Source organism: Lactobacillus sp. CBA3605, from assembly GCF_002970915.1.
Lineage (GTDB): Bacteria > Bacillota > Bacilli > Lactobacillales > Lactobacillaceae > Lactiplantibacillus.
The window spans coordinates 1,207,682-1,232,719 of the sequence record NZ_CP027190.1 but is presented as its reverse complement, the minus strand read 5'-3'; the positions used below and the strand labels follow the sequence as shown (position 1 = coordinate 1,232,719).

Annotated in this window: 25 protein-coding genes and 1 riboswitch; of the genes, 19 read left to right on the top strand and 6 right to left on the bottom strand. The window is 42.4% G+C overall.

Features of this window, described 5'->3' with window-relative positions; all coding sequences use genetic code 11:
- Window positions 1-34 precede the first annotated feature (34 nt).
- The 4 genes from C5Z25_RS06025 to C5Z25_RS06010 all read left to right on the top strand — a co-directional run bounded on the left by C5Z25_RS06025 (window position 35) and on the right by C5Z25_RS06010 (window position 3,680).
- Window positions 35-1,021, top strand: a complete 987-nt coding sequence (locus tag C5Z25_RS06025; RefSeq protein ID WP_105451810.1) for a choloylglycine hydrolase family protein — start codon at window positions 35-37, stop codon at window positions 1,019-1,021.
- 210 nt (window positions 1,022-1,231) lie between these two features.
- On the top strand, window positions 1,232-1,909 hold the full coding sequence (locus C5Z25_RS06020) for a VIT1/CCC1 transporter family protein (protein WP_105451809.1): 678 nt from the start codon (window positions 1,232-1,234) through the stop codon (window positions 1,907-1,909).
- A gap of 25 nt (window positions 1,910-1,934) precedes the next feature.
- A complete protein-coding gene (locus tag C5Z25_RS06015; RefSeq protein ID WP_105451808.1) occupies window positions 1,935-2,633 on the top strand; it encodes a VIT1/CCC1 transporter family protein in 699 nt (232 codons plus the stop codon).
- A gap of 156 nt (window positions 2,634-2,789) precedes the next feature.
- Window positions 2,790-3,680 (top strand): DMT family transporter, encoded by an 891-nt coding sequence (locus C5Z25_RS06010; RefSeq protein WP_105452849.1) that lies wholly within the window; start codon window positions 2,790-2,792, stop codon window positions 3,678-3,680.
- 69 nt (window positions 3,681-3,749) lie between these two features.
- On the opposite strand, the gene C5Z25_RS06005 is transcribed toward C5Z25_RS06010, so the two are convergent.
- Both C5Z25_RS06005 and C5Z25_RS06000 read right to left on the bottom strand, forming a co-directional pair.
- Window positions 3,750-4,871 (bottom strand): NAD(P)-dependent alcohol dehydrogenase, encoded by a 1,122-nt coding sequence (locus C5Z25_RS06005; protein ID WP_105451807.1) that lies wholly within the window; start codon window positions 4,869-4,871, stop codon window positions 3,750-3,752.
- 178 nt (window positions 4,872-5,049) lie between these two features.
- Entirely contained in the window at window positions 5,050-6,066 is a 1,017-nt protein-coding gene (locus tag C5Z25_RS06000) for a LacI family DNA-binding transcriptional regulator (RefSeq protein WP_105451806.1), read from the bottom strand.
- A gap of 239 nt (window positions 6,067-6,305) precedes the next feature.
- On the opposite strand from C5Z25_RS06000, the gene C5Z25_RS05995 reads away from it, so the two are divergent.
- A complete protein-coding gene (locus tag C5Z25_RS05995) occupies window positions 6,306-8,360 on the top strand; it encodes a beta-galactosidase (RefSeq protein WP_105451805.1) in 2,055 nt (684 codons plus the stop codon).
- A gap of 25 nt (window positions 8,361-8,385) precedes the next feature.
- Window positions 8,386-10,335, top strand: a complete 1,950-nt coding sequence (locus tag C5Z25_RS05990) for a sugar MFS transporter (protein WP_105451804.1) — start codon at window positions 8,386-8,388, stop codon at window positions 10,333-10,335.
- A 136-nt stretch (window positions 10,336-10,471) separates the two neighbouring features.
- On the opposite strand, the gene C5Z25_RS05985 is transcribed toward C5Z25_RS05990, so the two are convergent.
- The gene (locus C5Z25_RS05985; protein ID WP_105451803.1) at window positions 10,472-10,930 is read right to left on the bottom strand and encodes a GNAT family N-acetyltransferase; all 459 of its coding nucleotides are present in this window, start codon (window positions 10,928-10,930) and stop codon (window positions 10,472-10,474) included.
- Window positions 10,931-11,131: 201 nt separating this feature from the next.
- Window positions 11,132-11,770 (bottom strand): SDR family oxidoreductase, encoded by a 639-nt coding sequence (locus C5Z25_RS05980; protein WP_105451802.1) that lies wholly within the window; start codon window positions 11,768-11,770, stop codon window positions 11,132-11,134.
- A 166-nt stretch (window positions 11,771-11,936) separates the two neighbouring features.
- Between C5Z25_RS05980 and C5Z25_RS12580 the strand changes: the two genes are divergently transcribed.
- The 9 genes from C5Z25_RS12580 (at window position 11,937) to C5Z25_RS05940 (ending at window position 17,298) form a co-directional block, all read left to right on the top strand.
- Entirely contained in the window at window positions 11,937-12,080 is a 144-nt protein-coding gene (locus C5Z25_RS12580; RefSeq protein ID WP_003642964.1) for a hypothetical protein, read from the top strand.
- A gap of 104 nt (window positions 12,081-12,184) precedes the next feature.
- On the top strand, window positions 12,185-12,523 hold the full coding sequence (locus tag C5Z25_RS05975) for a hypothetical protein (RefSeq protein ID WP_105451801.1): 339 nt from the start codon (window positions 12,185-12,187) through the stop codon (window positions 12,521-12,523).
- A gap of 97 nt (window positions 12,524-12,620) precedes the next feature.
- Window positions 12,621-13,064, top strand: coding sequence for an Hsp20/alpha crystallin family protein (locus C5Z25_RS05970; RefSeq protein ID WP_105451800.1), 444 nt, complete (start codon window positions 12,621-12,623; stop codon window positions 13,062-13,064).
- A gap of 398 nt (window positions 13,065-13,462) precedes the next feature.
- Window positions 13,463-13,969 carry a putative immunity protein gene (locus C5Z25_RS05965; RefSeq protein ID WP_105449313.1) on the top strand — a complete coding sequence of 169 codons (507 nt, stop codon included), beginning with the start codon at window positions 13,463-13,465 and terminating at the stop codon, window positions 13,967-13,969.
- Between the two features lie 31 nt (window positions 13,970-14,000).
- Window positions 14,001-14,369, top strand: coding sequence for a hypothetical protein (locus C5Z25_RS05960; protein WP_105451799.1), 369 nt, complete (start codon window positions 14,001-14,003; stop codon window positions 14,367-14,369).
- 63 nt (window positions 14,370-14,432) lie between these two features.
- Window positions 14,433-15,539 carry an A/G-specific adenine glycosylase gene (gene mutY, locus C5Z25_RS05955; protein ID WP_105451798.1) on the top strand — a complete coding sequence of 369 codons (1,107 nt, stop codon included), beginning with the start codon at window positions 14,433-14,435 and terminating at the stop codon, window positions 15,537-15,539.
- Between the two features lie 117 nt (window positions 15,540-15,656).
- Window positions 15,657-15,980, top strand: a complete 324-nt coding sequence (locus C5Z25_RS05950) for a hypothetical protein (RefSeq protein ID WP_105449310.1) — start codon at window positions 15,657-15,659, stop codon at window positions 15,978-15,980.
- A gap of 330 nt (window positions 15,981-16,310) precedes the next feature.
- A complete protein-coding gene (locus C5Z25_RS05945; protein ID WP_105451797.1) occupies window positions 16,311-16,685 on the top strand; it encodes a DUF488 domain-containing protein in 375 nt (124 codons plus the stop codon).
- Window positions 16,686-16,893: 208 nt separating this feature from the next.
- Window positions 16,894-17,298, top strand: coding sequence for a Spx/MgsR family RNA polymerase-binding regulatory protein (locus C5Z25_RS05940; RefSeq protein ID WP_105449303.1), 405 nt, complete (start codon window positions 16,894-16,896; stop codon window positions 17,296-17,298).
- A gap of 124 nt (window positions 17,299-17,422) precedes the next feature.
- On the opposite strand, the gene C5Z25_RS05935 is transcribed toward C5Z25_RS05940, so the two are convergent.
- On the bottom strand, window positions 17,423-17,923 hold the full coding sequence (locus tag C5Z25_RS05935; protein ID WP_105451796.1) for a phosphatidylglycerophosphatase A family protein: 501 nt from the start codon (window positions 17,921-17,923) through the stop codon (window positions 17,423-17,425).
- Window positions 17,924-18,146: 223 nt separating this feature from the next.
- Between C5Z25_RS05935 and C5Z25_RS05930 the strand changes: the two genes are divergently transcribed.
- The 3 genes from C5Z25_RS05930 (at window position 18,147) to C5Z25_RS05920 (ending at window position 21,898) form a co-directional block, all read left to right on the top strand.
- Window positions 18,147-19,040 (top strand): alpha/beta hydrolase, encoded by an 894-nt coding sequence (locus C5Z25_RS05930; RefSeq protein ID WP_234002798.1) that lies wholly within the window; start codon window positions 18,147-18,149, stop codon window positions 19,038-19,040.
- 84 nt (window positions 19,041-19,124) lie between these two features.
- Window positions 19,125-20,114, top strand: a complete 990-nt coding sequence (locus C5Z25_RS05925) for a 2-hydroxyacid dehydrogenase family protein (RefSeq protein WP_105451794.1) — start codon at window positions 19,125-19,127, stop codon at window positions 20,112-20,114.
- Window positions 20,115-20,467: 353 nt separating this feature from the next.
- Window positions 20,468-21,898: a Na+/H+ antiporter NhaC family protein gene (locus C5Z25_RS05920; protein ID WP_199774938.1), complete on the top strand. Its 1,431-nt coding sequence runs from the start codon at window positions 20,468-20,470 to the stop codon at window positions 21,896-21,898.
- 48 nt (window positions 21,899-21,946) lie between these two features.
- Here the strand turns inward: C5Z25_RS05920 and C5Z25_RS05915 are convergent, their stop codons facing one another.
- Window positions 21,947-23,029 (bottom strand): SIS domain-containing protein, encoded by a 1,083-nt coding sequence (locus C5Z25_RS05915; protein ID WP_105451793.1) that lies wholly within the window; start codon window positions 23,027-23,029, stop codon window positions 21,947-21,949.
- A gap of 145 nt (window positions 23,030-23,174) precedes the next feature.
- Window positions 23,175-23,273: riboswitch (purine riboswitch) on the top strand.
- Between the two features lie 65 nt (window positions 23,274-23,338).
- On the opposite strand from C5Z25_RS05915, the gene ade reads away from it, so the two are divergent.
- Window positions 23,339-25,015 (top strand): adenine deaminase, encoded by a 1,677-nt coding sequence (gene ade, locus C5Z25_RS05910; protein WP_105451792.1) that lies wholly within the window; start codon window positions 23,339-23,341, stop codon window positions 25,013-25,015.
- Window positions 25,016-25,038: the final 23 nt, after the last annotated feature.

Here is a 25,038-nt window from a genome sequence, read left to right as displayed (position 1 = left end):
GATGGGAGTACTTAAATCAAGGAAGTGAAGTCCCATGTGTACAAGTTTAACGTATCAAACCACGGGTGGTGATCAATTCTTAGCCCGGACAATGGATTTTGGATTTGAACTCGGTGGTCGGCCAGTGGCTATTCCACGGCACCATCACTTTACCAGCGTGACCAACGCGACCGGTTTTGATGCCCCTTATAGTTTTGTGGGTACTGGCCGTGATTTGAACGGTTACGTGCTCGTTGATGGTGTCAATGAATTTGGTGTGAGCGCAGCGGCGTTGTATTTTTCCGGTCAAGCGCATTATGCCGCAGAACCGGTTGACGGTAAGACTAATTTAGCCCCACATGAACTTGTCATGTGGCTCTTAGGTAATTTAAAGAGTGCTGCTGAATTAGGTGACCGCTTAGATGGGTTGCACATTACAGAAGCTGCAGCGCCTTTATTGAACATCGTAGTACCATTGCATTGGATCATCAGTGATCGTAGTGGGGCAACCTATGTTTTAGAGCAAGAAGCTGATGGCATTCATTTCATGAAGAATCCAGTGGGCGTTATGACGAATTCACCAGATTTTGATTGGCACTTGAAGAACCTCAGTAACTACGTTGAATTGCAACCAGAATCACATGTTAATCGACAATATGGCGATTTAGAAGTCAAAGCTTTTGGTCCCGGTACTGGGGCTTTAGGGATGCCTGGCGATTATACGTCACCATCACGCTTTATCCGGACAGTCTTTATGCGGACGCATACGGAAGCTGTCACTACGGATGCTGCGGCCGTAAACGCTTTGTCACACATGTTAAATTCTGTTGAAATTCCTAAGGGTGTTAAGATTAAAGATGATGGCTCTGCTGATTATACGCAGTATCGTGCTTATATGAGTATGAACGAACCAGCTTTTTATATGCAACCGTATAATGATCAAACCATCACGCGGGTTGCTTTAACGGCCGACTTAATGAACGCTGCTGAACCAGCTGAATTCCCATTAGCAACAAGTCAACAATTTAAAGCAGTTAATTAAAATTTACAGATACAAGTAGGCGCTGAGCAAGTTCTCAGCGCCTTTTTGGTCACTGATTCGATTAACAGAAAATTCAATTTGATGGTACACTATAATTATGTTTAGGTGAGCATAACTTAAAATGCTTAGCAGAGCTTGCATTTTAAAAGACAAAGGAATAACATCTATTAAGTAATAGTGATTATAAAGTAGCAACGGGGGTTAGAAATAATGAAACAAAAAATGACCTTAGCACAACGGGTTAATATTTTGCGCGCTAGTGTCATGGGCGCTAATGATGGTATCTTATCAGTTGCGGGGATTGTTGTCGGGGTTGCTGGTGCCACAACGAATAGTTTTTCAATCTTAATTTCTGGGTTAGCTGGCATGTTGGCCGGAACAATTTCGATGGCGATGGGTGAATATGTTTCAGTTAATACCCAAAAAGATGCGCAAAAAATGGCGATTCAACGTCAAAAAACAGCGTTATCGCAGCATTACGACGATGAAGTTGCGATGGTAACTAAAAAGTATGTTGATCAAGGGATTAGTGCGCCATTAGCGGCCCAGGCAACTAAAGAAATGATGCAAGAAGATGCCTTGATTACGACAGTACGGGAACGTTACGGTTTTAATCCAAGCGAGTTTATCAGTCCCTATGCGGCCGGAATTGCATCCATGATTGCATTTCCAACGGGATCAATCTTACCGTTAGTCTCAATAACCTTTTTCCCAGCACGGATTAAGATTTTAGCGACGGTGGTAGCGGTCGCTGTGGCATTAGCCATTACCGGTTACATTGCTGCGGTCTTGGGTAATTCTGATCGTAAGCATGGGGTTTTACGGAATGTCGTCTCGGGATTATTAACGATGATTGTAACGTATTTTATTGGTCATTTATTTGCGTAGTTTTAGTTGAGGGGGAAACAACAAGATGTTGAGAACAAAGACAAAATCAAAAAAAACGCAACAGACCATGGACGAAAAGTTGAATACGTTGCGAGCTGGTGTATTAGGGTCAAATGATGGGATTTTAACCGTTGTCGGGGTGCTTTTTAGTGTCGCCGCAGCGACTAGTAATCAGTTTACAATTTTTATTGCGGGACTATCGGATCTATTGGCTTGTGCTTTTTCGATGGCTTCTGGCGAGTATGCGTCGGTCAGTACTCAAAAAGATACGGAAAAGTCAGTCGTTGAACGGGAACGGCAGTTGTTAGAGACCAACTTTGATGATGAACTAGCCGCAGTTAAACGCCATTATCGGGCTTTAGGGGTGACGGAACAGACATCACAGGCGATTGCGGAAGATTTGTTAGCAAAGCAGCCCTTGAAGACCATGGCGAGTATCAAGTATGACATTCAATTAGGCCATTATATGAATCCTTGGGATGCGGCCTTTTCGTCATTATTTTCAGCTTCAGCAGGTGGCGTCTTCCCATTGGTAGCCATGACTTTTTTACCGACAGCTTTAAAATGGCCTGGAACAATTCTGGCCGTATCTTTGTCAGTGGCGTTAACCGGTTATTTATCAGCGGTACTTGGTAAAGGGAACGTTAAAACGGCCGTTACACGTAATGTGATTGTGGGTATTATTACAATGTTTATTCATTATTATATTGGGACGTTATTTTAAGCGTGGGTGTCGTAAAAAAGGTTGAAATCTGTTATTTTTTTATTGGAAATATGCGGTCAATTTTCAGTGAGTTTTAATCATGCCCCGGTATAATATTGCCATTAATCTAAAAACTGGGGTAATTAAAAATTGAAAACAACCACAACTAACCGTTATATGAAAGGTATTATGTGGGCCATGTTGGCCTCAACCCTTTGGGGGATTTCTGGCACGGTCATGCAGTTCATTTCGCAAAACCAAGCGATTCCAGCAGACTGGTTCTTATCAGTACGGACACTATCTGCCGGGATTATTCTACTGGCAATTGGGTTTATGCAACGTGGCATGGGTATTTTTAAGATTTTTAAGAGTTGGCGTTCAGCTGGGCAACTGTTGGCGTATGCCACAGTTGGGCTGATGGCGAATATGTATACCTTTTACGTTAGTATTGAAGAAGGAAGTGCAGCGTCAGCGACAATTCTACAGTATCTAAGTCCGCTATTTATTGTGCTGGGAACGTTAGTGTTCAAGCGTGAATGGCCTTTGCGTACCGATATGATTGCTTTTGGGGTTTCGCTGTTAGGTGTCTTTTTGGCGATTACGCGGGGGAATATTCATGAATTAGCGATTCCGATGAATGCGCTCATTTGGGGAATTTTGTCGGGGGTTACGGCGGCCTTGTACGTGGTCTTGCCCCGGCGAATTGTTGCTGAAAACTCCCCAATTATCGTTTTGGGTTGGGGGACTTTAATTGCCGGGATTCTATTCAATCTCTATCATCCACTTTGGCGTGGTGCCCCAACTATTACGCCAAGATTAGTGGTTTCAATTGGCGCCGTTGTCTTAATTGGGACGATCTTTGCGTTTTCAGCATTATTGCATAGCTTACAATACGCGCCTTCTGCGGTTGTTAGTATTGTTGATGCTGTGCAACCGGTGGTGACATTCATATTGAGTATTATTTTCTTGAATCTAAAAGTTAGCATCGTTGAAATTATTGGCTCAATCTTAGTCGTTTTTGCTATTTATATTTTGCAGCATTATCGTAGTAAATCAACGTTAGATTAACGTTATCGCAGTAACACAAAAAGCGGTCGCAATTTTAAAATTGTGACCGCTTTTTGTGTTTGAGCTAAATTAAGCTTCAGGTTGATAGTCTTCGTCAATAATTAGGACGGGCTTGATGGTTTTACCACTCACTGAGTCTGCATTGGCTTGATTAATATCCGCAAACTTGTAGAACTTTTCGGTCTTTTCAAATGGGAACATACCATGTTGATAGAAGTCAATGAGGCGTGGCACGTCGACTTGAGGAATGGCATCCCCCATGTTAACCCCGATAACTTTTTTATCATCAACACAGAGGTCATTCCATGAACTGATAGTAATATTCTTAGACGTAACAGCAATTAAAGCGGCAGTCCCACCTTGAGCCAAGGCATGAATAGCAGCGACCATTACGGGTTCTACCCCAGTCGTATCAACAGTGAAATCAACACCGTAGCCATTGGTTAACTTTTTGATGGCTGCCACTGGATCTTCCGTTTTACTGTTAATCGTGTGAGTTGCACCTAGTTCTTTCGCTAAGGCTAAGCGAGAATCCACGATGTCGACCGCAATAACTTCGGTACAACCAGAAATTTTACCAGCCATCATTGCTGCTAAACCAACCGCACCAGTCCCAAAGACGGCGATCGTTTGGCCGGGACGTGGTTGTAGACTGTTCAAAACGGTGCCACTGCCAGTGACATAGCCACAGCCTAAAGGTCCTAAGCGCCGTAAATCTAAGGTTTTGTCGACTTTAACGGCATTGCGCTGGTCAATAACCGTATGAGTTGTGAATGAGGATTGGTCAAACATATCACTGACATGGGTGCCGTTTTCTTGGAAATGATCGGATCCATCTGGCCGTGTGCCGCTCAAATTATAGTCGGCATAGTGGCGGCATTTAGTTGGCATCCCTTTTAAACAATTGTCACAAGTGCCATCGGCGTAAAAAGACATGACAATATGATCGCCTACGCTAAAATCTTTCACTTGAGGACCAACTTTTTCAATAATCCCAGAACCTTCATGACCGAGAATAACCGGATAACCTAGGGAAGCGTCCCCTTTACGAATCGCTTCATCCGAGTGGCAAATTCCACTCGCAACTAGTTTAACTTGTAAATCAGTTGGTCCCATTTCAGCCAATTCAATATCGTCTTTAATGACGAATGGATCATTAAATTGATCAACAACTGCTGCTTTAATTTTCATAATAATTAGTACCTCACTTCATTAGTATGTAAAACGCTTACAATTGCTATTGTTACACAACTCACAAATTCAATCAAGCCGATTTGAAGAATTAAATGCTGGGTATGAATGCTGATTAATCAGGCTTTAATGCCTTAAATGTATAAATGTGATACCAAAGTTCTGTAGATGTAATGGTCTAATTTGTGGCTTGAGTTCCAAGTTTGGGAAAACTTTTGCGATAAATTAAATTGGCATCTAACAGAATGGTACGGTTATCGGTTGTCTTAAAAATTAAGGCGGCTTTTAAAGTGTCAATAGCAACACGTCCTAGTTCGTTGGTATCAATTCGGAAAGTTGTTAATGGTGGTGAAACGTAACGTGCAATGTCAATGTCATTAATGCTGATAATAGTTGTGTCTGTTGGCACGGTAATCTTATTTTCATTGAAGGCTTGTAGGACCCCAACAGATAAAGAATCCGAAGCAATTAAAAAGCCCTTGGGAAGGGACTGATCTGATTGAGAAGCGACTATCTTTTGGCCTAGGGCATAACCGCTTTCGACTGAGAAGTCTTTACCAATGAAGACAAAACGATCATCATATAGGTTCAATTCACGCATATAGCTTTCAAAAAATTTACGTCGATCATCTAGATGGCCCGTATCAGATTGTTGTGTATTCCAGTAACCGCCACCGATAAAGCCGATGGGAGTTCGATGTTGTTGACGAAATAAATTAATAGCTCGTTCAGTCATAGCCATTAGATTGGGTTGTACGGAACTAAAGTGGTGAGGGTCAGGGTTAGCATCCACGAAGATTCGATGTGGTGATAAGGATTGTAATTGTTGTAGTTGATTTGGTCGGAATTGACCAACCGCAATCAGGCCATCAATCGGGGTAGGAACTGCTTCGATATTGTGATAAAAGGTTAACACCAAGTTAGCTTTGTCACCATGATCAATGATGCTTTTACGTAAATTACTATAGTAAACATCTGCCAGTTCTTTTTGAGGTTGAACAGAAAAAATTACGGCAATTTTATAAGCTAAGCCGTGGGTCGTATTTGGACGTTGATAATTCAAACTTTGAACTGTTTTTAGAATTCGCTTACGAGCAGTATCCGAAATTGAAAATGTCGGATCATTGTTTAATAAACGTGAAACAGTTGCTGGCGAGTAACCTGCTTGCGCAGCAATTTCTCTAATAGTAGTCAATGGACTGCCTCCTAATAACCATGTTTACTAAAAAAATAACGATTGTTACTATCAGAAACTAATAATACGCTTACATTTGCGAATGTAAAGCTAAGATCGGTAGTAAACGAGCCTAAACAAGCGTTACTAATCTTTAGTAATTAATTTATTAAACCGCTTACATATCTATACTTAATATCATATGATGAGACCAGCGATTAGTAATAATTAGACACAAATGAAAGCGAGTAAATATAAGTATGACAAATCCACTAAGTACAACTCAATTTCTTCACGGTGGGGATTACAACCCCGATCAATGGTTGGATCAACCAGCTGTAATTGATAATGATTTTGAATTATTCAAAAGTGCTAAATTAAACACCATTACGGTTGGGATTTTTTCATGGGCAAAATTAGAACCAAGTGAGGGTCATTATAATTTTGGTTGGTTAGACGATATTTTTGATCGTGCTGCTGCTCAAAATATGCAAGTGATCTTATCAACACCTAGTGGTGCTCGACCACGTTGGTTGGCAGCTAAATATTCAGAGGTTTTACGTGTGGATGAGAATGGACACCGAAATGAGTTTGGTGAACGGCATAATCATTGCTATACGTCTCCAATTTATCGCAAAAAAGTGCAATTGATTAATCGCAAGTTAGCTGAACGATATGGTCAACGTGATAATTTAATTTTATGGCATGTTTCTAATGAGTATGGTGGTCAGTGCTATTGTGACTTATGTCAAGCAGCTTTTCGTGATTGGTTGAAGGCTAAATATCAAACATTAACGCAACTAAATCACGCCTATTGGAATGGCTTTTGGGCGCATGCCTATACTGATTGGCAACAAATTCAAGCGCCTAATCCACATGGTGATCAAAATGTGATGGGTCTTAATTTGGATTGGAAACGTTTTGTAACTGATCGGACGATTGACTTTTTTGAGACTGAAATTAAACCGTTCCGAGAATTAACACCTAACATTCCGGTAACGACTAACTTTATGGGCGGAAATCCACCAGAATCTCATGTCTTTTATGATTTAGACTATCAAAAGTTTGCAACTCACGTTGATATTGTGAGTTGGGATTCCTATCCTAACTGGGCTAATGGTTATGAGTCTACCGCTAAGCTAGCGATGAAAACAGCTTTAATGAATGATATGATGCGGAGCTTAAAACAAGATAATTACTTAATTATGGAGAACACCCCATCGCAGGTTAATTGGCACCCGTATAATCGCGCTAAGCGACCTGGTATGCATGAAATGGCAAGCTTACAAGAAATTGCTCATGGTGCTGATTCTATTATGTATTTCCAATTGCATCAGTCCCGAGGCGCTTCTGAGATGTTTCATGGTGCTGTTATTACGAATAATCTTAGTGATCAGACCCGTGTTTTTAAAGATGTTACGACCGTTGGCGCTGATTTAGAGGCTATGCAAGCGATTCATGCAACGACGCATCGTATTGCAGAAGTAGCAATTGTGTTTGACTACGATAATATGTGGGCGCTGGATGATGCACGTAACTATGCAAATGCAACTAAGCAATATTGGGTCACGATTCAAAATCAATATCAATACTTTTGGGAGCATGATATTCCAGTCGATGTTGTCGGAACTGATGTGGATTTGGCGGCCTATAAACTAGTCATTGATCCAATGCATTTTATGATGAGTAAGGGTTTTGCAGCTAAGCTTAAAACGTATGTAGCGCAAGGTGGTACCTTAGTTGGAACCTATATTACTGGACTTGTTGATTCCAATTTTCTTGCCTATCAAGGTAGCTGGTTACCTGATTTACAAGCAACTTATGGGCTAGCTGTCACCGAAACAGATACGTATTATCCTGGACAGCATAATCAAATTAAGGCGTTTGGTAATACCTATGAAAGTCGGGATTATAGTGATATTTTGACCATTTCGGATGCAGAAGTCTTAGGGACTTATGGTCAAGATTTCTATGCCGGTTCAGCAGCTTTAACGAAACATGTACTTGGTCAGGGGACGGCTTATTATCTGGCTGGTCGTGGCGAATCGGCGTTACACCATGATTTTTACCAACGAGTGGCAACGAAATTACAGCTAAAATCAATGCTACCAATAAAAAAAGAAACCTCTAATGTTTCGATTCAAATCCGTGAAAATGCCACAATGCGATATTATTTTGTCATTAATTTTAGTCATCAAGCGACGCAAATTCAGTTTGCGACCAAGCTGATGAATGTCTTGCATGGCAACCAAAATGTTCAAGGTAAACAATCATTAGCGGCTTATGGGGTCCAGATTTTTTCTGAAAAGAAATAAAAAATCATAGTGGGGTGAATTTAAGATGGAAGAACATGTAAAACAACCAGTAGCACCTAAAAAAGCATTATCTTGGCGCCAAATTAACGAGGGGATTGCCTTTGCTTTAGGTAATCTTGGTCATTCAGCCTTTTATGGGGCTTTAAGTACGTATTTTATTGTCTATGTCACTAGTGGCATGTTTACAGGAGTTCCGACCGCTATTGCTAATCGACTGATTGGGCTAATTACGGGATTAGTTGTTGTGATTCGGTTAGCTGAAGTGGTGGTTGATCCAATTCTGGGGAATATCGTAGATAACACTGAGACTCGATGGGGAAAATTTAAACCTTGGCAAGTAATTGGGAGCGTTGTGAGTTCGATTTTACTTGTGATTATTTTTACTGGAATCTTTGGATTAGCTAAAGTTAATTGGGTATTATTTGCAATTATATTCGTAATTCTATTCATTCTATTGGACGTGTTTTATTCATTTGCAGATGTCTCATACTGGGGGATGGTACCAGCGATTAGTGAAGATAGTCATGCACGGGGGATCTTTACAGCGCTAGGAAGTTTTACCGGTTCAATCGGTTGGAACGGATTAACAATGGTTGTTGTGCCGATTACAACTTATTTTACCTTTGTAGCGACTGGAAAACATACGCAAGGCCCGCAAGGTTGGTTGGCATTTGCAATCATTGTTGCTATCGTGGCAGTGTTGTCATCTTTGGCAGTGGCTTTTGGCACCACCGAAAAAAATAATGTGATTCGACAAGCAGCAAAGCAAAAAACTTCAATTAAAGACGTTTTTGTTGGTATTGCTAAAAATGATCAAATCTTATGGATTAGCTTATCATATCTACTTTATTCGTTAGCCTATGTGGTTACGAATGGGGTACTCTTCTATTTGTTCAAATTTGTAATCGGTCAACCTGGTGAATTTTGGATTGCCGGTGCAGTAGCAACAGTAGTTGGGTTTGGCACGGCACCATTGTATCCAATTTTAAATCGATTTATTCCACGAAAAATTTTATTTGCTGTCGGACAAGTTGCGATGATTTTATCATATGTGATTTTTATTACAGCTAAGACTAATCTACCATTGTTAATTGTAGGTCTGATTTTATTCAACTTTACTTTTGCACAATTGGTCGTAGTATTATCACTTACTGATTCAATTGAATATGGGCAATTAAAAAATGGTAATCGAAATGAGGCCGTAGTTTTGGCGGTGCGCCCCATGTTAGATAAAATTACTGGTGCATTTTCAAATGGAATTGTCGGATCAATTGCCATTCTTGCAGGAATGACTGGCAGTGCTACGGCTGCCGATATTTCGGCGCATAATATTCACATGTTTGAACTGTTAGCTTTTTATACCCCATTAGTTTGTTCGATTTTAGCCCTAGTTGTCTTTATGTTTAAAGTGAAGATTACAGAAAAGACGCATGCTGAAATTGTGGATGAACTACAGGCAAAATTAGCACAGGGTGAAATGACGATTAGTGCGGATGATAAGCCGATTGAAGCAACTTCTACCACGGTATTGGCCCCAGTAAGCGGTAAAATGTTAGCACTTGCTGACGTTGATAATGGCGTTAACCAAGCTGGCTTGCCAGGAACTGGTTTCGCTATTCAACCGAGCGACGGTCGAATTTATGCACCGTTTGACGGGACGATTAAGTTTACGTTCTCAACGAAACATACTTTTGGTATTGTATCAGCGTCGGGGTTAGAAACCATTATTCATGCGGGCATTGATACGGTCAATCTTCGTGGTGCCGGTTTTACGACCTATTACCAAGATGGTCAGCAAGTTCAAGCGGGTGACTTATTATTAACCTTTGATCGGGATTTGATTCGACAAAGTGGGTATAATGATGCGGTGATTACATTCTTTACACAACCAGGGTGTTTAAATCCGGTTCAGCCCATTATTTCAACGACAGTCAAACACGGCGATACGGTCATGGCCGTTACATTCAAAAAATAATTAACTCAAAAATGAGAGCGAACGAAACTGCTTTTGGATACCTGTTTTGGTACCGTAATGACAGATACTAAATAGCCGCTTCAAGAATTTATTCTTGGGGCGACTATTTTCTTTTATCCAGGTTTCATTGCGTTCGTCAAGCCATTACCAAAGCTTGAACGGGTGCTTGCATTTTGATAACTTCGGCGCCTAAATCGGTAAAGGGGTCCCCTTGGGTTGTTAGGCCGAATTTTTCGTAAAACTTTTGAACTTGGGTTTGAGCGTCAATTTCAATCTGAGCATCGGCATAATGAACTTTCAAAATTGCCATGACATGGTTCATGAGCTGTTTACCGAGACCAGTGCCGCGATACGTACTATCAGTTGTGATACGGCCAAAAGTCACGACCCCAGCATGTTCATAAATCCGTGCATAGGCGACTAAGTGACCATTATCGTAAGCAAAAATATGACGAGCGTCAAAATCGGTATCATCAGGGTCTTGATAACTCCGGGCTTGTTCTTGGACGAAACTTTTTGCGCGGAGTTGATAAATATCGTGTAATTGAATCGTCGTTAGACCGGAAAATTGTTTAACATACCATTTCAAATTCAATGTGCAGCCTCCTGGAAAACTAGGTCAGAAAACCTGGTTATTTTCAAATTAAGTTTACAATTTAACACCACATTTAAATGGCGTCAACTTGGAAGGTCCATGAATTATGAAGCTTGATTTAAGCGGGTTTAAAATGAAAAAAGCATTAAAAAACGTGGATCAAATGACTGGAACTGTTTTGTCATTTGATCCACGTTGCTATTAATACCAAGCTGGCTTATCGCCATCGGTATTGGGCTTATTAACCCCTAAGGATGTTCGTAAGTGTGTGGTTGGATTTTGAACTAATTGGACGACTAACGCGGCGATACTTTGGCGTGAAACTTCAGTACCTTTAAAGGCATCATGGCGTTGAGTCAATTCATAATCGGTTTCGGCTTTGTTCGTTAACCAAGCTGGCCGAATAATGGTGTAATCTAAGTCAGATTGTTCTAGGACTTGGGCGGCATCAAAGTAATGAGTCAGGTAGCTACCTAAAGTGGCATTGTTCCATTCGCCAAATTTACCAGGAACTTCATCATAAATACCTAACGTTGAAATCCAAATGAGGCGTTTGAGTCCGGCGGTATGCATCGCAGTCACAACGGTCTCGGCTTGCGCCTTAATATTTTGGCCAGCTAAGTTAGCGTAGACCACATCTTGACCTTGCATCGCTTGGGTCAGCTTGGTTACGTCAGTTGTATCACCGTCAATGATGGTGACACGATCTGATTTTAAGTCGTTAACCCGTTGTGCATTTCGTAAGTAAAGTGTGAGTTCTACTTGTGTGTCGTTTAAAAATTGTTGTTCAGCTAACCGGGCGATTTGACCGGCAGCCCCTAAGATAAGTACTTTTGTCATGGTATCCCCTCCTGAATAATTTAACTGTAAATCTTATTATTACAGAATACAAGCGAACGGTTTTGAAAATTTTTGATCTAAAAGTGCGCTATTCGGACAAAATAGCACTATAATGAATAAGTAACGAGGCGAGGCTTCGTTTACCAATATAAAAGAGGCGATTATCATGGCACAAAAGCTTAGCAAGGAACAGAAAAAAGCTATGATTCAAAAGGCTGAAGAAGAACGTGCAAAGCATCCAAAGAAGAAGAGCGGCGTTTCCGGTTTTGAAACGATCGACGAAGATGCAAAAAAATTATCTAATAACTAATATTTTGACAGTTAAAGGGTTATGGCTACGGTCATAACTCTTTTTTTGATGCCGTTAGTAAGCGGTTGCAGTATAATGTACTCTAACTAGAGGGGGTGACATCAATGGATGAATTTACAACTTTTATTACGACATTGGACCAAACCCTGGCACAAGCATCACCGCAATCGACTGAGATGGTTGAGGTTCCGGTCACGTTTATTTTTCGGGAGCACCATCTGCAAGTCGAAATGACGACCTTACAAACGTCGTTTAATCAGGGCGATAACGCATTTGCAGTGCCAGATATTTTGGATCGGATTCGGATGTTGGTGGGCTTGGAATTGGCGGACCGACCTAAGGCGGAGTGGCCGCAATCAGCGACCACTAAGAACTTAACAATTTCTCCCCATAAAGTGGTACGGCTGATTCCAGTTGATATGCAGGCTTATCGCGTGGATTAATATTTTAGCACTCGCTGATTAAGAGTGCTAAATTCTTGCAATTAGGTCACAAACGATTAAGATTAAAGATGTAAACAAGTTGAAAGGGTGATTGCATATGGCTAATGATATGACAAATTGGCACAATGATTTATTTGATCGGTTCAATGATTTAACGAAGGTCGATGACTTGGTGAACGGATTAGGTCGTTCTTTCTTGAATGGCACGACCAGCAATGCAATTTTGAAGACCGATATTAAAGAAACCGATGAACAATATGAGATGCAAGTTGATGTTCCAGGGATTGAGAAAAAAGATTTGGCGCTAAAATATCGTGATGGTAAGTTGTCCATTACAGCTAAACGTGAAAGTATTAGTGACGAAAGCGATAAAGATGGTAATGTCATTACTAGTGAACGGCAAACCGGACACTTTGGTCGTGAATACACGTTGCCTGATGTGGATGCGACGAAGATTGAAGCCCATTATGAGAATGGGGTCTTGAAGTTAACGTTGCCAAAGAAAGCCGCAGCGGATACGCAACACATTGAGATTCAATAATTTGCTAACACCTTAACGGTGGTCCGAGTTGTTAGACTTGGACTACCGTTTTTTCGGCTTGGGGGCGTACTATAGTGCTAAATCGCAGGTTCAACTACTAGAGTTAAAGATTTTCAATAATTTGATAGTTGATTGGTACTTATTGGCCTATTTTCTGTTACAATTTATCAATATCGGTAGTTCGCTTGTGTTTCCAAATGTGGTTACGCTGGGTCAATATAGGACTAGCGGGAGTCGCTTTTACATTTGGCAACACATTGTGACTGGCGAGCAAGTAAATTGTTGTAACCACAGGATAAGGCGCCAACATCGATTATTGGCGATTAGCCATTTTCGTTGAGGTGGCGTTAATAAGTATTTGGAACAGTCGTAGGATTAGTAGAAAGTAGGAATGCGTGATGACGGAAGGTTTTAGACCGAGTCACCCTAAAATATCGATTGATGATGACCCTGGAATACGGTCCCAAATCGAAGGATTAACCGGTGAACTCTCACAACAACAACTCGCCAAATGGGCGTTAGTAATTGCCAAAAAAGCGATGCAATATGTCGATGATAATCAGAAGCACGATCGCCAATTACGATTGGCTATTGATGCGAATGAATTATGGCAAGTTAATTTGGCAAGTGTTTATCAAGTGCGGCAAGCCAGTGCCAAGGTTGAGGCGATGATTGCCAACAGTACCAGTTCAATTGGCGCGGCGGCTTTGGAATGTATCAGTTGGGCAATTGCATCGGCGTATGTCGATGAAAATGCCTTACGGGCTGCAGATCAAGGGATTAAGTTAGTTAATTTGACGGCACCTAATGATCAAGCTGCGGTAACCGCTGAGCGTCATTGGCAATATCAGCAATTGGCTGAATTAGTTGAAAACATTAATTTAGGATTGCGTCATATGCTATAATTCTCACAGGAGTAAGTTAGGTGGGAATGAAATGGCGACAGAAGTGCATGCACAAGCTAAACAAGAGTTGTTGCGTCAATATCAGGAAATTGTTTCTAAGTATTTAACGAATATTCATGAAACGGTGGATGCTGATGCGCATTTTAAACTAAAAAATCAATTAGGCTTTAACTATTTTGTTGATTATTTGTTTCTAGCTAATGTTTGTTATCAGGCTAGTCTCGATATTTTGAACAATGAAGATCATAAATATCCAGAAATGAATACGCGCTTGGCGGCAGTTATTAATAAGTATCCAGAATATTTAACCTTAGCTGTCTTTAACGCTGATTTTCAAGACTCAAGTGTTACGGATCATTATGAAAAAACATTAGTTGATTTGGCTGGAACTTTAGATTAAATAAAAAATGGACGCCACGGACCCCTTAACGGAGTTACGTGGCGTTTTTAGGAGGTCGTCTACATGATTGAGTGGTCAGCGGCAACGATTAGTGATTTTCAAACGACGTTGTTAGCCTGGTTTGATGAAGCCGGTCGAGATTTGCCTTGGCGCCATGATCACGACCCATATCATATCTGGGTTTCAGAGATTATGTTACAGCAAACGCAGGTTCAAACGGTAATCCCATATTATGAGCGGTTCATGACTTGGTTTCCGACGATTGATGCGTTAGCAACCGCACCGGAAGACCGGCTATTAAAGGCCTGGGAGGGCTTAGGCTATTATTCGCGGGTACGCAATATGCAACGTTGTGCGCGCCAATTATTGGCTGATTACGAGGGGCAATGGCCGCGAACAGCTGCGGAATTAGTCGAGCTGGTTGGCATTGGGCCTTACACGGCAGGTGCTATTGCAAGTATTGCCTTTAATGAACCCGTACCAGCGGTGGATGGTAATGCTTATCGGGTTTTTAGTCGCTTATTAGAAATTGATGCTGATATTGCTAAGCCGCAAACCCGCTTGATTTTTGAACGGGCGATTACAAAGATAATTTCACCGACACGCCCAGGCGATTTTAATCAAGCGATTATGGATTTAGGCGCGAGTTATATGACGGCTCGTCAACCGGATACGGCCCATTCACCGGTCAAACGATTTAATCAGGCTTATTTAGATGGCAAAGAATTGGATTATCCCGTTAAGACAAAAAAGCCACGGCCACAACCGGTAGCGTATGTGGCTGTCGTGGTGAAACAAGCGGATCAGTGGCTAATGACCCAGCGTCCCAGTCAAGGCATGTTGGCTAATTTATGGACGGTCCCACTGATTAAAGTAGCGGATTTGGCATTAGCGGATGCGTATACGCCTACTGAATTAATAACGGCCGTTCAGCTGTATTTTCAACAAGAGTATCAGCTTAAAGTGACCGTGGCGCCATTGTCTGTGCGACCGGTGACCCATACCTTTACCCATCAAAAATGGACGATTCAGTTATTGGCTGGGACTACCGAGTCGACTGATTTAGCGTATTTTGCTGGGAAGCTGGTAACGACGAATGCCTTAACCCAATTGCCCACACCGAAAGTGCAGGCCAAAATTTGGGACCGCTATGCGCAGCGGGAAAAATAAGTGATTCAACGGCTCCTCCGTTTTAGTTAAGGTTATTTGTGGTAAACTATTAGCAAACTAAGGGTTGTTTGGCGTTAATCGTGACGACAAACGCACGACTTAATGGAGGGTGACAGGATGCTAAATGTATTTGATATCGTTAAACTAACGAGAATTAATCACAATGAAATTGACAGTAACCAAGTGGTCGTCACGGATGGCAATGGTAAACCAAACGCAATTTTAACAGAATTGTTAAATGATGTGATTGGCAATATGCGGATTTTTATTAATATGGCGGAGGTTTATTCTGTCGATGATCTCATGCAGGCGTTGTCGGCGCACACCCCGTTACCAGCGGATGTATTAGATGAATATGAAAAAGTATTACGCGAACCAATCTATAACATTAACTTTGTGCCGAAACGTGGTCAGGTTGAAGTAGTGGTTGGGGAAGGGTAATCTGATGATAAAAAAGAGTGAGCCAAAAGTCGAATAGTTTGCAAGCATTAACATGAAAGCAAAACAAATTGATTTTTGGTGCACATTTCGGCGTCCCCTGATGACCGATGCCAAGCAGGCGCTGCAAGAATTCACAACTTGCAGCGCCTGCTTTTTTCGTTTATCTCGTTCACTTTTTTAGACCTACCAAGAGGGATAAAAGGGCCCTTATCCAACAGTTGCCAGCTTTATTCAAAGTATTGGTTTCGGTTACATTATTTCATCAAAATGATGCGTTATAATAGGGTTAGTCGCAGCCGCTAAACCGACTAATCAAGGGAGTTGTGCAGGGTGAAATTAAAAGTAGAACGTATTTATACTAAACCAGTAGACTTGGATGGGTATCGAATTTTGGTGGATCGATTATGGCCACGCGGTATTTCTAAAATTAATGCCCAGTTAGATGATTGGGTGAAAACGATTGCGCCGTCAACGGAATTACGGCAATGGTTCAATCATGAGCCCGAAAAATATCCAGCGTTTAAAAAACGTTACTTAAGTGAACTTGAAAATAACCCACTAAGCTCGGACTTTTGTCACCTTGTCAATAATGAACTTAAAAAAAACAACGTCATTTTGCTCTATGGCGCCAAGGACGAGCGTTATAATCAAGCAATTGTGTTGAAGGACTATTTGATGCAACCAGGTGGTCGTCCCACTGATTAATATAAAAAAATTGATAGGTGCGCTGATAAATTTGGAATATAACGGCAGCTAAACTGCGGTAATTAAATTATTTAATTTATTTTCCCGTAAAAGCTAGTAATTGGATATAAATTTTGCTATGATTAAGACGTTAATTAATGACGTCAACTATTACAGTGCACAATAATGGGGGTTGCACTGTGAGGCAAGCAAGATTGGGGAAAATAATATGATAAACTTATGTGTGTTACCAAGTACCGCAAGTTGTCGCAAAGCCCATCGCTGGTTATTAGAGCATCGGATTCCGTTCCATGAACGCAATATGAATGCCCAGCCTTTGACCGAAGTCGAAATTAAACATTTGTTGCAGTACACTTACAATGGCATTGATGATTTAATCAGTACTAAGTCCAATGCTTATCGGCAATTAAGTAAGACGACACCAATTGAAGATATGCCGTTAAGTGAAGCAGTCCATGTGTTGAGCCAGACACCACAATTATTACGGCGGCCAATTATTTTTGATGACCATCGCTTACTTTGTGGGTTCAACCAAGATGAAATTCGGATGTTTATTCCACGTGAACAACGGTATCTAAAGATGAAATCATTATCAGAACACCAAATGGCTTAAAGCGAACCAGTTCCAACCAATTGGATTGATTTGGGGCATCCTGAAAAAAATTAAATAAAGAGCCGCTAACTGTCATCATAAACTGATGATGACAGTTAGCGGCTCTTACTCTTTTTTTATGAAATTAAGCGTATTTATGGGCAATTTTGGCGGCTACAGCGGCGGCGATGGCCCCAACAAGGTCGTCAATAAAGGTATTAACAACGCCGGATTTATCAGTATCTAGCTGTTTAATAACGCCTTCTTTAACTTTATCCACATAGCCATAATTAGTGACACCGATGGTTCCGTAAATATTGGCCATGTTGAGGGCTAAGCCTTCATCGACGCCAAAAACACCAGCATCATTAGCGACGATGGATTGAAGGGGTTCTTTGAGCTGACCTTCAGTAGCTAACCGATCTAATTCCAAGGCGACCATTGCGTTGTTGAGGAGCTCGCGCTTATGCAAGACTTCTTGGGCTTCTGTTTCACATTCGGCGATGGTTAGTTCTGGGACATACTTAATTTGTAAATTAAAAGTAATTTGCGCAATTTCTTTATAAGTAATGCCCTTAGCGGCCAGCGCTTTAATGACAAATTCGTAGGCGGCTTTATCAGGATATTTAAATGCTTTATTATACATAATGCCCTCCAATGATAATTAAAATGTTGGTTAAGCGAACGTGCTTAGCCGTCAAAATTAATTATACGGTTATTACTAATAAAACGGTATTAAAGGGTTTCAGCACTCAACTGCAAGTGACACAGTGGTGTCGTTTTGTGGCATAATGGAAACATTACAATATTAATTAAGCAATCATAAGAATAGGACTGATAAATGATGATGGGGGAAGCGGTGACTTTTGGTGAAGCGATTTAGAACGGCCGTTCAATTTTTACTGTTGGCGTTTGTAATCGGTGCAACGGTTGTGCTCATTGGGGCTGGTGGTAATCAGACTAAAATCACAAAGGTGACCAGTCAAGTACAACCAACAGCTGCGGTCGGTTTAAATCAACGCTACCAAAAGTCGCGCACGGCAACTGTCTTTTTACATGGTTATAATGGTGGTGCAGGATCGACTAATTATTTGATTAAGCAGGCTGAACAAGCGGGAGCGGCTCAAAAAGCGTTGGTCGTCCACGTTTATAAAGATGGGGTGATGGCGTTTAAGGGTTACTGGCACAAGTCCATTAAGAATCCGATGGTTCAGGTGGTCTTTCAAGATAATCATGCGCCGCAAAAAACACAGATTTATTGGCTACACCAAGTGTTAGTTCAATTGAAAACAAAATATGGCGTGACTAGCTATAATGCTGTGGGTCATTCGTTAGGTGCCAATGATATTGTGAATCAGGCCCTGAAGTATGGTACTGATCAGGCGTTGCCTACCTTACAGAAAGTTGTCACGATTGCGGGGCCTTTTGATGGTTTGACAGGTTATCTGAATGCTGAGACTGAGGCACAAACTCAGACCGTTGCCGCAAAGCCGGTCCGGTTTTCACAACATTTTGCAGCGATGTTGAAGCAGCGACAAAATTTTCCGCAACACGTCAAGCTATTGAATGTTATTGGAGATACGGATAATGGCTTCAACAATGACGGCTTTGTTTCGGTGGCTTCGGCCCGCTCGGTTAGTTATTTATTACGGAATAAATTAGCACAATATCAAGAAGACTTCTATAGTGGAGCCACGGCGGCTCATTGTGCGCTAAACCAGAATCCCCAAGTGGCAAAATCCATGATTTCATTTTTGTGGTGATAAAGGATAGTCAGTAGTCGATTTTTAAAGGGTCAGCGCTAAACTAAGCGAGGCCCTTTCGTTGTAGAAAGGAAGTTGCCAACCATGGCAAAAATTTTTATTTCAGCAGTTATTCCAGCGAGTGGGATTGAAGCTTTAAAAGCAGCTGGGTATCAACCCGAGATGTATCAAGGGCCAGGGCTAATTAGCCAAGCCGACTTAATTGCCGGTGTGGCGGATGCTGAGGTGCTGATTACGCCGTTATCAACCAAGGTTGATCAAACGGTTATTGATCAAGCGCCTCAGTTAAAATTAATTGCTAATTTTGGTGCTGGCTTTAATAACATTGATGTGAATTATGCCGCCGTCAAGGCGATTGCGGTGACTAATACGCCCGGAGTTTCGACGGCTAGCACTGCCGAAGTGACGGTTGGATTGATTTTAGCCGTGACGCACCGGATTGTCGAAGGTGATCAGGTGATGCGAACGACGGGCTTTGATGGTTGGGCCCCTTGTTTCTTCTTGGGCCACGAACTTGCCGGCAAGACGCTGGGAATTATTGGGATGGGAGCCATTGGTCAGGCCGTTGCGAAACGATTGCATGCATTTGGCATGCGGATCGTGTATTATCAACGCCAACCCTTAGATGTTTTTACGGCTAGTAAGACAGATGCGACGTATTTAACGCTACCAGAGTTACTAAAGACAGCCGATGTTGTGAGTCTACATGCGCCTTTGACTGCTGAGACGACACATTTATTAGGTGCTGAACAACTTAATTTAATGCGTCCAAGTGCTTACTTGATCAATGCAGCTCGTGGGCCATTATTGGATGAAAAGGCGTTGCTAGCGCAGTTACAAACCAAGCAATTAGCTGGGGCTGCGTTAGATGTGTATGAATTAGAACCACAGTTAACCCCAGGATTCGCAGCGCTAAAGAACGTGGTTTTAACCCCACATATTGGTAATGCCACGGTGGAAGCACGTGATGCGATGGCTAAAATTGTGACTATGAATGCGATTGCGGTTTTAAACGGACAGGCGCCTCAAGCCGTCGTTAATGGGGTCAAAGCGCCAGTTGAGCCGAAAGATTAAAACCACATTAAAATAATTGCTTGACGATTAGAATTGTAAGTGGTAATGTTAACCACAACTTAATAAATGAACGTTAAACGTTACATCAAGTAGAAGCAAGTCTGAGTGTCAGGAAGTCGGTGGGTGCTGCGAACCGATCAGGGGTTGTGTTCGAAATACGGTAACCGAGTTTCAGACTGAACGGATAATAACTAGAGCCGTTATCTTCTAGTGAGTGGAGGCTTTTCGAATAGTCTCAATCTGGGTGGTACCGCGACTAGTCTAATCGTCCCTGTTGTTCTAACGAACAATAGGGACGATTTTTTTGACTTTAACGATGGTCGTTACAGCAGATGAGATTAGGAGTGGGAAAAATGAAAAAAACGAATACAATGCCTAAAATTAGTACGCTTGAAGCAGTGATTGTCTTGTTAGTTGTCTTAGGAATTATGAGCCTTGGGGTAATTGGGCTGGGTTTGTCACCACAAGTGCCAGTTTTACTAGCCATGAGTGCCGTGACTGCTTGGGCGATGCTCCGAGGTTTTCCGTGGGTCGCCGTGAATGCTGGGATTAAAGAAGGCATTGATCAAGGTATCATCCCAATTTTTATTTTTATTCTGATTGGCGCGATGATTTCGACTTGGATTGCAGCAGGGACGATTCCAACGTTGATGGTTATCGGTTTTCGGTTAATCAACATCCATTGGTTTTTGCCCTCTGTTTTCATTGTTTGTACGTTAGTCGGCGCCGCAGTGGGGAGCGCTTTTACGGTGACTTCCACGGTTGGGATTGCCTTCTTCGGCATGGGCGTGACGATGAATTTGAATCCAGCCTTAGTGGCCGGTGCCATTATTAGTGGTGGGATTTTCGGCGACAAATTATCGCCATTGTCAGAAACGAATAATTTGGCTTCAGCCGTGGTAGCCACGGATTTATTTGCTCACATTAAGCACTTACTGTGGAGTACTTTACCAGCTGGTGGAATCAGTCTGATTTTATTTGCCATTTTAGGGCATGCGACGGGCAGCACTAGTTTGACGAAAATTAATGAAACGGTGACGGTTTTGACGCATCACTTTAGTATTTCAGCGTTGGCTTTGTTGCCAATTGTGTTGGTTTTTATCTGTGCAGGGTTCAAAATGCCGGCAATTCCAACGATGTTACTGAATATTTTTGTATCAGCAGGGTTGATTTTGGTTGAACAACCGACGCTCTCCATGACCAAATTAACGGCGATTATTAATACAGGCTTTGTCTCCAAAACGGGTAATCAAAGTGTCGATACCTTGTTGTCACGTGGTGGAATTGTCAGCATGATGAGTATGGTAGCCCTAATTGTGGTGACGTTGTCACTAGGTGGTCTCTTAATGAAGTTTGGGTTGATTGGCCAGGTGATGACGCCTTTAGCCAAGCGGTTAACTAGTGATGGTAAGCTGGTCACGGCGGGCATCGTCACTTGTATCGGCGTTAATGTGTTAGTTGGGGAACAGTTCTTGTCCATTATTTTACCAGGCCGCGCTTTTCGCCAAGCGTTTAATGCTGGCGGTCTAGCAGATCAGGCACTGGGCCGGGTACTTGAAGATGGCGGGACCGTTATTAATTACTTAGTCCCATGGGGCGTCGGCGGGGTCTTTTTAACGACTACCCTGGGCGTACCCACAATCCAATACTTGCCATTTGCGTTTTTCAGTTTACTTTGTCCAGTGATGTCATTAATCAGTGGGTTTACCGGACTGGGATTAGCCCATGTCGGTCAAACGACCAAGATTAAAGCGTCGTTAAAGCCAGCGGATAACATGGATTAGCGGGTAAAAAAGCGGTTGGGGTTTGGCCCAACCGCTAGTAGCAACTAATTATTTTGGTAAACTAGCTTGAAAGTCAGTGAAAATTGGATGAGCAAGGTTAATACCCTTAGCTTTAGCAATATACCAAGCTAGAATTTGGAACGGGATAATTGCTAATAAAGGTGCTTTTAGCGCATCATCAACTTGATGCAGTTGCAAGGTTTGTTCGTCATTTAAAGTTGGTTGTTCACCAGTTAAGCTAATCGTATAGATATGTGGCGTTAGACGGGATTCATACGTCTTGACCGCTTGCAAGGTTGCCATGACATTTGGGGTCGTATTGAGTTCAATATAGAACTGTCGATGATTGTCATGGGTCCCTAGATAACCGCCAGTAGTGAAAGCGTTTAAGGTATAGCCATGGGTGGGAACACGCACAATTTCAGTGAATTTTGTTTGAACTTCAGCTAGCGTGCCAGCTAACACACTGGATCCAATACTGGTAAATTGTGGGGCTAAGCCGAAGTCAATTGTGAATTTACGGTAGAAATCACTGGCTCGTTGGCTGGTTTCATTAATGTGTTCAATTAGTAAGCCAAATTCATCTAGTTCTTGGTTGGCGAAGAAGGGCGTGATGAGTTGGCGATTAGTTGCACTTCGAAGGCCTAAGAACATCAGACTTAGCAAAATGGCTTGATAACTTAATGTGATATAGGGACTCGTTTCGTGACCGGTTAAAAGATCGAAGTTCGCATCGGCTAATGTAACGAGTGAGGTGTCCAATTGACTCGTCAAAGCTAAAACAAAGACGTTGGTTTGGGCTTTGACTTTTTGAATCGCAGCGAGGACGGCGGCATCTTCACCGTTGAGCGAAATCCCAATGACGGTGTCAATCAATGGATTGACGGGCACATAATTCAGATAGTGTTCAGCATCGACCACTTCTACTTGTACGGCAGCTATTTTTTGGATGTAGCCTTGCGCACTGCGAGCGGCATTTAAACTAGAGGCCGTTGCTAAAATAAGCCAGTGGGTGGTTTCGGTGGGGGCTGGTGCCAAGGCGGCGTCGGTCTGATCGGTATAGCCGGTCAATAATTGGCCGAGCACCGTTTGTTCACGGCGAATATAAGATAGCATCGTTGGATTATTCATGACAGGGAACTCCTTACATTTTTTGATGAGCCAGGTTGGCTGTTGCTAATAGCATAAACGCTTCCAGTTAGTAAAGCAATGCTTAGTCAGACTTGCGGCGGTTGCATTTGAAATCGAAGTCTGCTAAGGTTACTGACAAACAAATTTATAAAATAAACGAATTGCCTATATAATGCCATGATAAGGATGGCGAGTTTCTACCCAGCACCGTAAATGCTGGACTATAAGCGAATTGAGTCGATGGGTCATCACAGCTCTTTTTGCCGTGGTGACCCGTTTGCTTTCTCCAATAGGCAGAAGGAGAACGTTGTGACAAAAACAGTGGATATGGTAATTACGGGCGCCAAAGTGTTGAATGTCTTTACCCGGGAGTTTGAACTGACCAGTTTGTGGATTGATCAGGGGCACATTATCAGTAACCTAAAGAATGAACCTTATCAAGCACGTCAACACGTTGATGCGACCGGTCAGTGGGTGGTTCCTGGGCTAATTGATGCGCATGTGCATATGGAAAGTGCGATGGTTGCCCCGAGTGAATTTGGTAAAGTGCTTCTTAAACATGGTGTGACCACGGTGGCGACTGACCCGCATGAGTTGGCAAATGTGGCCGGAGTTGCCGGCATAAAGTATCTCATTGACGATGCGCGCCAAACGTTATTGGATGTTTGTTTTATGCTCCCATCTTCGGTACCCTGTGTGCCCTTTGATGATAATGGCGCGACTTTACATGCGGCTGATTTACGGCCGTTGTATGCGGAACCCGAAGTTCACGGCTTGGCTGAAGTGATGGATTACGGGGCAGTTGCGCGCGGTGATGCCGACACGATGGCTAAGATTCATGATGCATTAGCCCATGGTTACCATGCAGATGGGCATGCGGCCGGATTAAATGCTCATCAATTGGGCGTCATGCGCAATGCTGGTTTGGACACGGATCACGAATGTACCACGGTGACCGAAGCCTTAGAACGGGTAAAAGCTGGTATGTGGGTCTTTTTACGGGAGGGAACGGTCGAACGTGATGTGCAAGCGACGATTGGTGCGGTGACCGAAGCTAATGCTGGTCGATTTGCTTTTTGTACGGATGACAAAACGATTGCTGACTTAATTACTGAGGGCTCGATTGATTACAACGTTAAGCTGGCGATTGCGAGTGGTATTCGGCCAGCGTTAGCCTATACCATGGCGAGTTATCATGCTGCTAAAGCCCATCGGTTAAATGACCGTGGTAGCTTAACACCAGGTCAATTGGCTGATTTAGTGGTATTGACGGATGTAAAAAAGGTGCAGATTGCCCGTACCATGAAAAAGGGGACCTGGGTTACGACGGCCGCTGCCACGCAGCCATTGCCATTTACTGCTACCCGGCTACAACATCAAACGACCTTAGCCGATTTGCAGTTGCCGTTAACGACGGGCAATGTGAACGTGATTGGGGTACAACCAAATCACATTGAAACAGATCATTTAGTGAAGCAAGTGCCAGTCGTGGCTGGCGGATTTCAAGCTGATTTGACTCAAGATGTTTTGAAAATGGTGGTGGTGGAACGCCATCATCAGACGGGCCGGGTCGGCGTGGGCTTGGTCCATGGCTTTCAGTTACAACAAGGCGCTGTGGCGGGATCGGTGGCGCATGATGCTCATAATATTGTGGCAGTTGGTACGTCGGATGCCGCTATTTTACAAGCGATTAATCAATTAACAAAAACAAATGGTGGCATTGCGGTGGCAACCGCTGAACAGTCCTTAGCGATGATGCCATTGGCGATTGGCGGGTTACTGTCAACGGCCTCATATACGGTTGCTGCCCAACAATTAGCGGCGATTAAGGTTGCTTATAATCAGCTATGCGCAACGCCAATTGCGTTTGATCCTTTTATAACATTGTCATTTTTAACGTTACCAGTTATTCCAACTTTAAAATTAACTGATCGTGGGTTGTTTGATTACGATCAATTTAAATTTATTCCAGTCGAACGGCACTAAATGGGTGCCAAACCAAAAAGAAC

Bases quoted from the DNA above. Each gene is read 5' to 3' on its own strand.
- C5Z25_RS06025 (WP_105451810.1), top strand. From the start codon at position 35: ATGTGTACAAGTTTAACGTATCAAACCACGGGTGGTGATCAATTCTTA.
- C5Z25_RS06020 (WP_105451809.1), top strand. From the start codon at position 1,232: ATGAAACAAAAAATGACCTTAGCACAACGGGTTAATATTTTGCGCGCT.
- C5Z25_RS06015 (WP_105451808.1), top strand. From the start codon at position 1,935: ATGTTGAGAACAAAGACAAAATCAAAAAAAACGCAACAGACCATGGAC.
- C5Z25_RS06010 (WP_105452849.1), top strand. From the start codon at position 2,790: ATGAAAGGTATTATGTGGGCCATGTTGGCCTCAACCCTTTGGGGGATT.
- C5Z25_RS06005 (WP_105451807.1), bottom strand. From the start codon at position 4,871: ATGAAAATTAAAGCAGCAGTTGTTGATCAATTTAATGATCCATTCGTC.
- C5Z25_RS05995 (WP_105451805.1), top strand. From the start codon at position 6,306: ATGACAAATCCACTAAGTACAACTCAATTTCTTCACGGTGGGGATTAC.
- C5Z25_RS05990 (WP_105451804.1), top strand. From the start codon at position 8,386: ATGGAAGAACATGTAAAACAACCAGTAGCACCTAAAAAAGCATTATCT.
- C5Z25_RS05980 (WP_105451802.1), bottom strand. From the start codon at position 11,770: ATGACAAAAGTACTTATCTTAGGGGCTGCCGGTCAAATCGCCCGGTTA.
- C5Z25_RS12580 (WP_003642964.1), top strand. From the start codon at position 11,937: ATGGCACAAAAGCTTAGCAAGGAACAGAAAAAAGCTATGATTCAAAAG.
- C5Z25_RS05975 (WP_105451801.1), top strand. From the start codon at position 12,185: ATGGATGAATTTACAACTTTTATTACGACATTGGACCAAACCCTGGCA.
- C5Z25_RS05970 (WP_105451800.1), top strand. From the start codon at position 12,621: ATGGCTAATGATATGACAAATTGGCACAATGATTTATTTGATCGGTTC.
- C5Z25_RS05965 (WP_105449313.1), top strand. From the start codon at position 13,463: ATGACGGAAGGTTTTAGACCGAGTCACCCTAAAATATCGATTGATGAT.
- C5Z25_RS05960 (WP_105451799.1), top strand. From the start codon at position 14,001: ATGGCGACAGAAGTGCATGCACAAGCTAAACAAGAGTTGTTGCGTCAA.
- mutY (WP_105451798.1), top strand. From the start codon at position 14,433: ATGATTGAGTGGTCAGCGGCAACGATTAGTGATTTTCAAACGACGTTG.
- C5Z25_RS05950 (WP_105449310.1), top strand. From the start codon at position 15,657: ATGCTAAATGTATTTGATATCGTTAAACTAACGAGAATTAATCACAAT.
- C5Z25_RS05940 (WP_105449303.1), top strand. From the start codon at position 16,894: ATGATAAACTTATGTGTGTTACCAAGTACCGCAAGTTGTCGCAAAGCC.
- C5Z25_RS05935 (WP_105451796.1), bottom strand. From the start codon at position 17,923: ATGTATAATAAAGCATTTAAATATCCTGATAAAGCCGCCTACGAATTT.
- C5Z25_RS05925 (WP_105451794.1), top strand. From the start codon at position 19,125: ATGGCAAAAATTTTTATTTCAGCAGTTATTCCAGCGAGTGGGATTGAA.
- C5Z25_RS05920 (WP_199774938.1), top strand. From the start codon at position 20,468: ATGAAAAAAACGAATACAATGCCTAAAATTAGTACGCTTGAAGCAGTG.
- C5Z25_RS05915 (WP_105451793.1), bottom strand. From the start codon at position 23,029: ATGAATAATCCAACGATGCTATCTTATATTCGCCGTGAACAAACGGTG.